Below are 6,114 nucleotides of genomic sequence, written 5' to 3'. Positions count from 1 at the left end.
ATCCCGAACTCAGTAGTGAAACGATGCATCGCCGATGGTAGTGTGGGGTTTCCCCATGTGAGAGTAGGTCATCGTCAAGCACCTATACCAAAACCCCCGATCAGGAAACTGGTCGGGGGTTTTACTTTGTGCCGTGAAAACAAACCCCGCACAGATGAGCCTTTGATCAGGGTTTTTGATACCAGCCTATGACTAAAAAGCGCGTTCTTGCGTGAGCGCGCTACGGATCCTAGTTGATGGCGTCGCTCAGGGCTTTGGCTGGCACGTATTTGACAACTTTCTTTGCGGCAATTTCGATGGGTTTCCCCGTTTGTGGGTTACGGCCTGTGCGTGCGGGGCGCTCACTGATTTTGAGCTTTCCTATACCGGGCAGAGTAATTTCGTCACCGTTCTCTAATGCATCGCTGACAATTTCACTGAGCTGCTCGAGTGCTGCACGCACAGTGCTTTTCGGGGTGTCGATGGCTTCTGCGATATCACTGATCAATTGGTCTTTGGTCATGGCCATGGTGTTATTCCTCTGAGCGGAGAGTGGGGCTTTCGAAAGTCTTGCGCAGGTTACTGTGATTTGCTCTGTGATTCACAGTGTGTGGTCCAGTTAGCCTGCAATCTGGCTCTTGCGCAGATGTCTGTGGCGCGTGTCTTGGCACCTTTCATAAGGCTTTGCCTGGCGTGGTCTAAGCTGATGCTACTTGGCCATTGCCTGGGAGAGCCCGCATGCTTCGCATCTTTGCTGATTTAGGATTCCGCTGGAAAATAGCCCTGCCGATTCTGTTGTTGGCGGTGCTTCTAGTGTCTATGGGCTTCTTGGGTATGCGTGGAATCACTCAAGTCGCTGATTCGAGCACCAGGCTGACGAATCGTTTCCTGCCTGGTATCAGCCTGCTCTTGAATGCGGATCGCGATCTTTATCAAGCCTTTGTTGCCGAGCGTAGCCTGCTCGATGAAGGGGTTGCTGAGCATGCCAGCGCCCTGAGCAGTGGGCACGCAGAAAACCTGCAGCAGGCCTATGACCGGGTGCACAAGTTTGCAGATATGCAACCTGGTGCGGAGGCCATGCAATTGGTTGCCCAGTTTGATAGCGGATTCGAACGCTGGAAGGCGACTTCGCAGCAGGTCCTGCAGCTGGCTGCCAGCGATCCTCAGGCGGCCAGTGCGCTGAGCTTTGGTGCAAGCGAAGAGCAGTTCGATGTGATGCGCACAGCCATCGACAAGCTGGGTGAAATGGATGATCAGGCCGCCAATGATGAAGGGCAGGCGGCTATCGCGCTGGGTGAAACATTGAGTTGGCAGCAAGGGCTGATTATCGCCATTGGTTTATTGGTCTGCATTGTTCTGGTTGTGGGTTTTCCAATCCTGGTTACAAGGCCGCTGCACAGCCTGCTCAACCGTATTGAGCAAATTGCCGACGGTGATGGTGATTTGCGGGTGCGGTTGGATGTGCTTTCCAATGATGAACTGGGCAAGCTCAGCCATGCCTTCAATCGCTTTCTCGATAAGCTGCAGCCGCTGATCAAAGAGGTCGGGCGTGTTACTGGCGAGGTTGAAAGCTCGGCGCAGAGTTTGGCAGGCATGGCGGCGGCTAATGACCGCTTGATCAGCAGTGAGCACGCGGCGGTAGATCAGGTCAGCACGGCGGCGACAGAGATGAGTTCGGCTGTGCACGAGGTCGCACGCAATGCGCAAAACGCTGCAGATGCTGCTCGCAGCGCTGAAGCTCAATCACGCGAGGGTGCACAGGTGGTGGGGGCGACCATCAACTCGATTCGCCAGTTGGCGCAAGAGGTGGAAAGCGCGTCTGCAACCATTCAAACCCTCGAGCAGGAGGCGGCCAATATCGGTGCGGTGCTGGCTGTGATCCGAGGGATTGCTGAACAAACCAACTTGTTGGCGCTGAACGCAGCCATCGAGGCGGCCAGGGCCGGTGAACAGGGGCGTGGTTTTGCGGTGGTGGCGGATGAAGTTCGGGCGTTGGCGGCGCGAACTCAGGAGTCAACCAAGGATATCCAGGTGATGATCGAGCGTTTGCAGGTGGGAGTGCAGAATGCGGTCAAGGCAACTCACTCGGGTAGCAGTAAGGCGCGACAAAGTGTCGAGCAGGCCGCCGGGGTCGATCAGGCGCTTACCGATACCAGCGATTCGGTGCAGCGAATCAATGATATGACTGCGCAAATCGCCACAGCGTGTGAGCAGCAAAGCAGTGTGACTGAGGAAATAGCTCGCAATATCAGTGATATTCGAGACATATCTAATGAAGCGGCGCAAACCTCCGAGCAAAGTGCGCAGGCCAGCCAGCGTTTATCTGAGTTGTCGCACGGTCTGACTACGTTGGTTGGCCGGTTCCGTGTCTAGGTGTATGAGCGGTTTCTATCTGTTGCTTGTGATCTACGCGCTAAGTGTTTGAAACGGTTGTAAGTTCGGGGTAAGCCGGTACAATGACGCGGCTCGCTTCTGGCGAGCTGCGTTATGGTGGCCCTGCCGGTCCCCCCGCAACGATCAGCCGTGAACCCGGTCAGGCCTGGAAGGGAGCAGCCGCAGCGGTGACATTGTGTGCCGGGGTGTGGCTGGCAGGGTTGCCTCCAGTGCTCTAGCTGGTTGATTTATAAAGGTTTTTTCACTCCAAGCCGCGCGGTGGTACAAGGAGTGATACAACCGATGTCCAGCGCTCCTTCCTACCTTCTGCTGTCTCGCCACTCGGTCTATTACTTCCGAATCGTGGTGCCTGACGTCATTCGCCCGTTGTTCCCTCAAAGGGAAATCCGGCGCTCTCTCCAGGCCCGTTGTAGGCGCGAAGCGTTGATTCGTGGGCGCGAGCTTTTGCTGCAAGTTCAGCGGCTATTCACCGAGGCATTCCAGGGCATCAAGCCTTCGGTTGAACGCCTAGTCTGTATTCGATTCTGGTCTCGGGCGTGCTCACCAATCGCTCAATAAAAAGCCCCGCCAATGTGCGGGGCTTTTTATTCTCAGGGTGCGTCAGTTGCCGTTGTAGCTGAGTACGCTGTCCTGTTCCTTTAGCGCTTTGCGCATATCCGCTGGGATGTTGCCGGAGCGCATGGCGAGTTCCAGGCGGATGTCTTCGAGGCTTTGCGCAAAGGCCTGGGCGTCGGTGCGTTGGGCTTTACTCAGGACGCGACTGTAGGCTGTGGCGTCAGACGCGTCGAGCAGCGAGAGGATGACGCCGCCATCAGGGCGTGGGGCGCTAAAGGTGGCGCGCAATGGGGCAAACAGCTGTTCTACGAGTTGGTGATTGATGCTATCCATAACGGTGTTCCATCCTGAGGGTGATAGCTTCTGACCTCAGGATGGCAGGATAGTTCACCAGCTTGGCGGTCAGGCGGCCAATGATTGACGCGCGCGATCAATCACTTGCTGCAGGTGTGCGCCGCTGTACTGGCCAGGGTAGAGACGCTGGCTGTGTTGGGCGATGCCGGCATCGTTAACGATGGTGAAGCTGAAGCTGCCTTTGCGGGCGGCCAGAATTCGGCAGTCAAAGGGTGCAAATGCACTGGAAAGGGTGCGAATGGCATCCTGAATTTGATGTTGAGTATTCATTTTTTTGGGTGTTTCCTAAAAACTACAAGGCGCGTCATTGCGCTAAATAAGGCTCCAGGCTGTCGACATGATTGTCGATTGCATGTTTCAGATCGGAGCAGGACTGCGCGCATAAGTTCCCTATGAAGGGCGTCGTATGCGGGTCGGTACTTCGGAGGCGGGCTGAGTCAGCGCTTGCGCGGGACGGCCAGATCAGTCAGCAGGTTGGGTCGGGCTAGAGAGCTGTGCGGCATTACCGGTGAGGTGAATGCGCTCTTTAGTTGGAAACCATCGAGGTGGCCAAAAGGCCTAATTGACTTACAGCGTGGTACGAACGTGGCGGATGATAGCGGTTTGATCAAACTTTAGCCAGCGCTATCTTCGTGCCAGCCCTCAGTTATTGATGGCTGGGCCTAGCATCGGATGCAATTTACCCCATGCTCCGTTAGGATTAGCCCACTTTTGCTTTCCTCTCGTGACGGGTTTCGATGAGTTATCAGGTTCTTGCACGCAAGTGGCGTCCGCGCTCGTTCAGCGAAATGGTTGGCCAGACTCATGTGCTCAAGGCGCTGATCAATGCGCTCGACAGTCAGCGCCTGCACCACGCCTATCTGTTCACGGGCACACGTGGGGTGGGCAAGACCACCATCGCGCGGATCATCGCCAAGTGTCTGAATTGCGAAAGCGGAATCAGCTCGACGCCTTGTGGCGTGTGCTCGATCTGTAAAGAGATCGATGAGGGGCGCTTTGTCGATTTGATTGAGGTCGATGCTGCCAGCCGTACTAAGGTTGAAGATACCCGTGAGTTGCTGGATAACGTGCAGTACTCGCCGAGCCGTGGGCGTTTCAAGGTCTACCTGATCGACGAAGTGCACATGCTCTCCACCAGCTCTTTCAACGCGTTGTTGAAAACCCTGGAAGAGCCACCGCCCCACGTCAAATTCCTCCTGGCCACCACTGATCCGCAGAAGCTGCCGGTCACCGTGTTGTCGCGCTGCTTGCAGTTCTCCCTGAAGAATATGCCGCCGGAGCGGGTGGTCGATCACCTTGCTCATGTTCTGGCTGCGGAAAATATCCCGTTCGAGAATGACGCGCTCTGGCTGCTTGGTCGAGCGGCCGATGGTTCGATGCGTGATGCCATGAGTTTGACCGACCAGGCGATTGCTTTCGGCGAAGGCAAGGTTTTGGCTGCCGATGTGCGCGCCATGCTCGGTACCCTTGATCATGGGCAAGTCTATGGCGTGTTGCATGCCTTGCTTGAGGGCGATGCGCGGGGCTTGATCGAAGCGGTTCGTCATCTGGCCGAACAAGGTCCGGACTGGAATGGCGTGCTGTCTGAAATGCTCAACGTGTTGCACCGCGTGGCGATTGCCCAGGCACTGCCGGAAGCGGTTGATAATGGTCAGGGCGACCGTGAACGGGTGCTTGAGTTGGCCAAGGTCCTACCTGGCGAGGATGTACAGTTCTATTACCAGATGGGGCTGATTGGGCGGCGTGATCTGCCGCTTGCACCTGACCCGCGCAGCGGCTTCGAGATGGTGCTGCTACGTATGCTGGCGTTCCGGCCCGCGGATACCGACGCTGCGCCCAGGGTGACGCTAAAGCCGCTGGGGATTAGTCAGGCCACTGCTGATCCCGCGCCGAACCCAGTGGCCGGCGCAGCTATGGCTGCGCCGGTTATTACCAGTGTCGTGCCTGAGCCGGCACCGGTGCTAACGCTTGTACCTGCTGCCGAGCCCGCGGTGGTGAGCGCGGTTACGGCTGCGCCTGATGAGCGGCCAGTAGCGACTCCCATAAACGCAGCCCCAGTTCCTGTTGCGGTACCGGAATCAATCGAAGCTGCTCCCGCGCCTGAGCCTTATGTAGCGCTCGAAGTCTCGCCTGCTGTACAGGCCGCGGTCGAGGTTGTGGATCTGCCCTGGGAACAGCAGGTTGTGAGCGTGGCTGCGCCAGAGCCCACGGCCGTGGTTGAGACCGCAATCGCCCAGCCACCTGTCGAGCCTGAGCCGCAGGTGACTGTCGCTGCTGCACCGGCTGCGGACATTGAGGATGATGAGCCGCCACTGGCTGACTACGATTATGTGGAAATGGACGCCGGCGCGTTTGACTATGACTTCGATGCCGTAGAGCGCGACGATATGCCTGAGCCTGAGGTGCTGCCAGCCGCACAACCGGCGACGGGGTTGGCGGCTGAGTGGTTGGAGCTGTTCCCCAAGTTGGGGTTGTCGGGCATGACCGGTAATATCGGAGCCAACTGCACCCTGATTGCGGTAGAGGGCGACAACTGGCTGCTGCACCTCGACCCGGCGCATGGGGCCTTGTTCAACCTGACTCAGCAACGCCGCGTGAATGATGCGCTCAACCAGTTTCATGGGCGTGAGCTCAAGTTGCAGATCGAGTTGGTCAAGCCCGAGCAGGAAACCCCCGCGCAAGCCGCCGCACGCAAGCGGGCAGGCCGCCAGCGTGACGCTGAGGCCTCTATTCATAACGATCCATTGATCCAGCAGATGATTCAGCAGTTCGCCGCCGTTGTTCGCGCGGACAGCATCGAACCCATAGATACCCCCAGTTAACCCCTAATTA

General features: G+C 57.3%; 6 protein-coding genes, 1 rRNA gene, 1 other RNA gene and 1 pseudogene. 6 read left to right on the top strand and 3 right to left on the bottom strand.

Annotated elements, in window-relative coordinates:
* Positions 1 to 80, top strand: a 5S ribosomal RNA gene (gene rrf, locus WBK23_RS14010); the annotation flags it as partial.
* A gap of 149 nt (positions 81 to 229) precedes the next feature.
* On the opposite strand, the gene WBK23_RS14005 is transcribed toward rrf, so the two are convergent.
* Positions 230 to 568 carry an HU family DNA-binding protein gene (locus WBK23_RS14005; RefSeq protein WP_424484552.1) on the bottom strand — a complete coding sequence of 113 codons (339 nt, stop codon included), beginning with the start codon at positions 566 to 568 and terminating at the stop codon, positions 230 to 232.
* Positions 569 to 717: 149 nt separating this feature from the next.
* Between WBK23_RS14005 and WBK23_RS14000 the strand changes: the two are divergent.
* The 4 genes and pseudogenes from WBK23_RS14000 to WBK23_RS13985 form a co-directional block, all read left to right on the top strand.
* A pseudogene (locus tag WBK23_RS14000) lies at positions 718 to 1,494 on the top strand (MCP four helix bundle domain-containing protein); the annotation flags it as partial.
* 78 nt (positions 1,495 to 1,572) lie between these two features.
* Entirely contained in the window at positions 1,573 to 2,352 is a 780-nt protein-coding gene (locus WBK23_RS13995; protein WP_424484551.1) for a methyl-accepting chemotaxis protein, read from the top strand.
* A 124-nt stretch (positions 2,353 to 2,476) separates the two neighbouring features.
* Positions 2,477 to 2,573, top strand: an RNA gene (gene ffs / locus WBK23_RS13990) — signal recognition particle sRNA small type.
* 82 nt (positions 2,574 to 2,655) lie between these two features.
* Positions 2,656 to 2,931, top strand: a complete 276-nt coding sequence (locus tag WBK23_RS13985) for a DUF6538 domain-containing protein (RefSeq protein WP_424484539.1) — start codon at positions 2,656 to 2,658, stop codon at positions 2,929 to 2,931.
* A 42-nt stretch (positions 2,932 to 2,973) separates the two neighbouring features.
* Here the strand turns inward: WBK23_RS13985 and WBK23_RS13980 are convergent, their stop codons facing one another.
* Complete coding sequence (locus WBK23_RS13980) at positions 2,974 to 3,261, bottom strand: DUF3509 domain-containing protein (RefSeq protein WP_424484538.1); 288 nt, start codon at positions 3,259 to 3,261, stop codon at positions 2,974 to 2,976.
* Between the two features lie 69 nt (positions 3,262 to 3,330).
* The gene (locus tag WBK23_RS13975) at positions 3,331 to 3,552 is read right to left on the bottom strand and encodes a hypothetical protein (protein ID WP_424484537.1); all 222 of its coding nucleotides are present in this window, start codon (positions 3,550 to 3,552) and stop codon (positions 3,331 to 3,333) included.
* 467 nt (positions 3,553 to 4,019) lie between these two features.
* On the opposite strand from WBK23_RS13975, the gene dnaX reads away from it, so the two are divergent.
* Positions 4,020 to 6,104, top strand: a complete 2,085-nt coding sequence (dnaX, locus tag WBK23_RS13970; RefSeq protein WP_424484536.1) for a DNA polymerase III subunit gamma/tau — start codon at positions 4,020 to 4,022, stop codon at positions 6,102 to 6,104.
* The last annotated feature ends 10 nt before the right edge of the window (positions 6,105 to 6,114 follow it).

The sequence above is a fragment of the Pseudomonas sp. genome, assembly GCF_049653025.1.
In the GTDB taxonomy this organism is placed as follows: Bacteria; Pseudomonadota; Gammaproteobacteria; order Pseudomonadales; family Pseudomonadaceae; genus Aquipseudomonas.
The sequence above is the reverse complement of the archived record's forward strand: the minus strand, read 5'-3'. Positions and strand labels throughout refer to the sequence as shown.

Bases quoted from the DNA above. Each gene is read 5' to 3' on its own strand.
- WBK23_RS13980 (WP_424484538.1), bottom strand. From the start codon at position 3,261: ATGGATAGCATCAATCACCAACTCGTAGAACAGCTGTTTGCCCCATTG.
- WBK23_RS13985 (WP_424484539.1), top strand. From the start codon at position 2,656: ATGTCCAGCGCTCCTTCCTACCTTCTGCTGTCTCGCCACTCGGTCTAT.
- dnaX (WP_424484536.1), top strand. From the start codon at position 4,020: ATGAGTTATCAGGTTCTTGCACGCAAGTGGCGTCCGCGCTCGTTCAGC.
- WBK23_RS13975 (WP_424484537.1), bottom strand. From the start codon at position 3,552: ATGAATACTCAACATCAAATTCAGGATGCCATTCGCACCCTTTCCAGT.
- WBK23_RS13995 (WP_424484551.1), top strand. From the start codon at position 1,573: ATGGCGGCGGCTAATGACCGCTTGATCAGCAGTGAGCACGCGGCGGTA.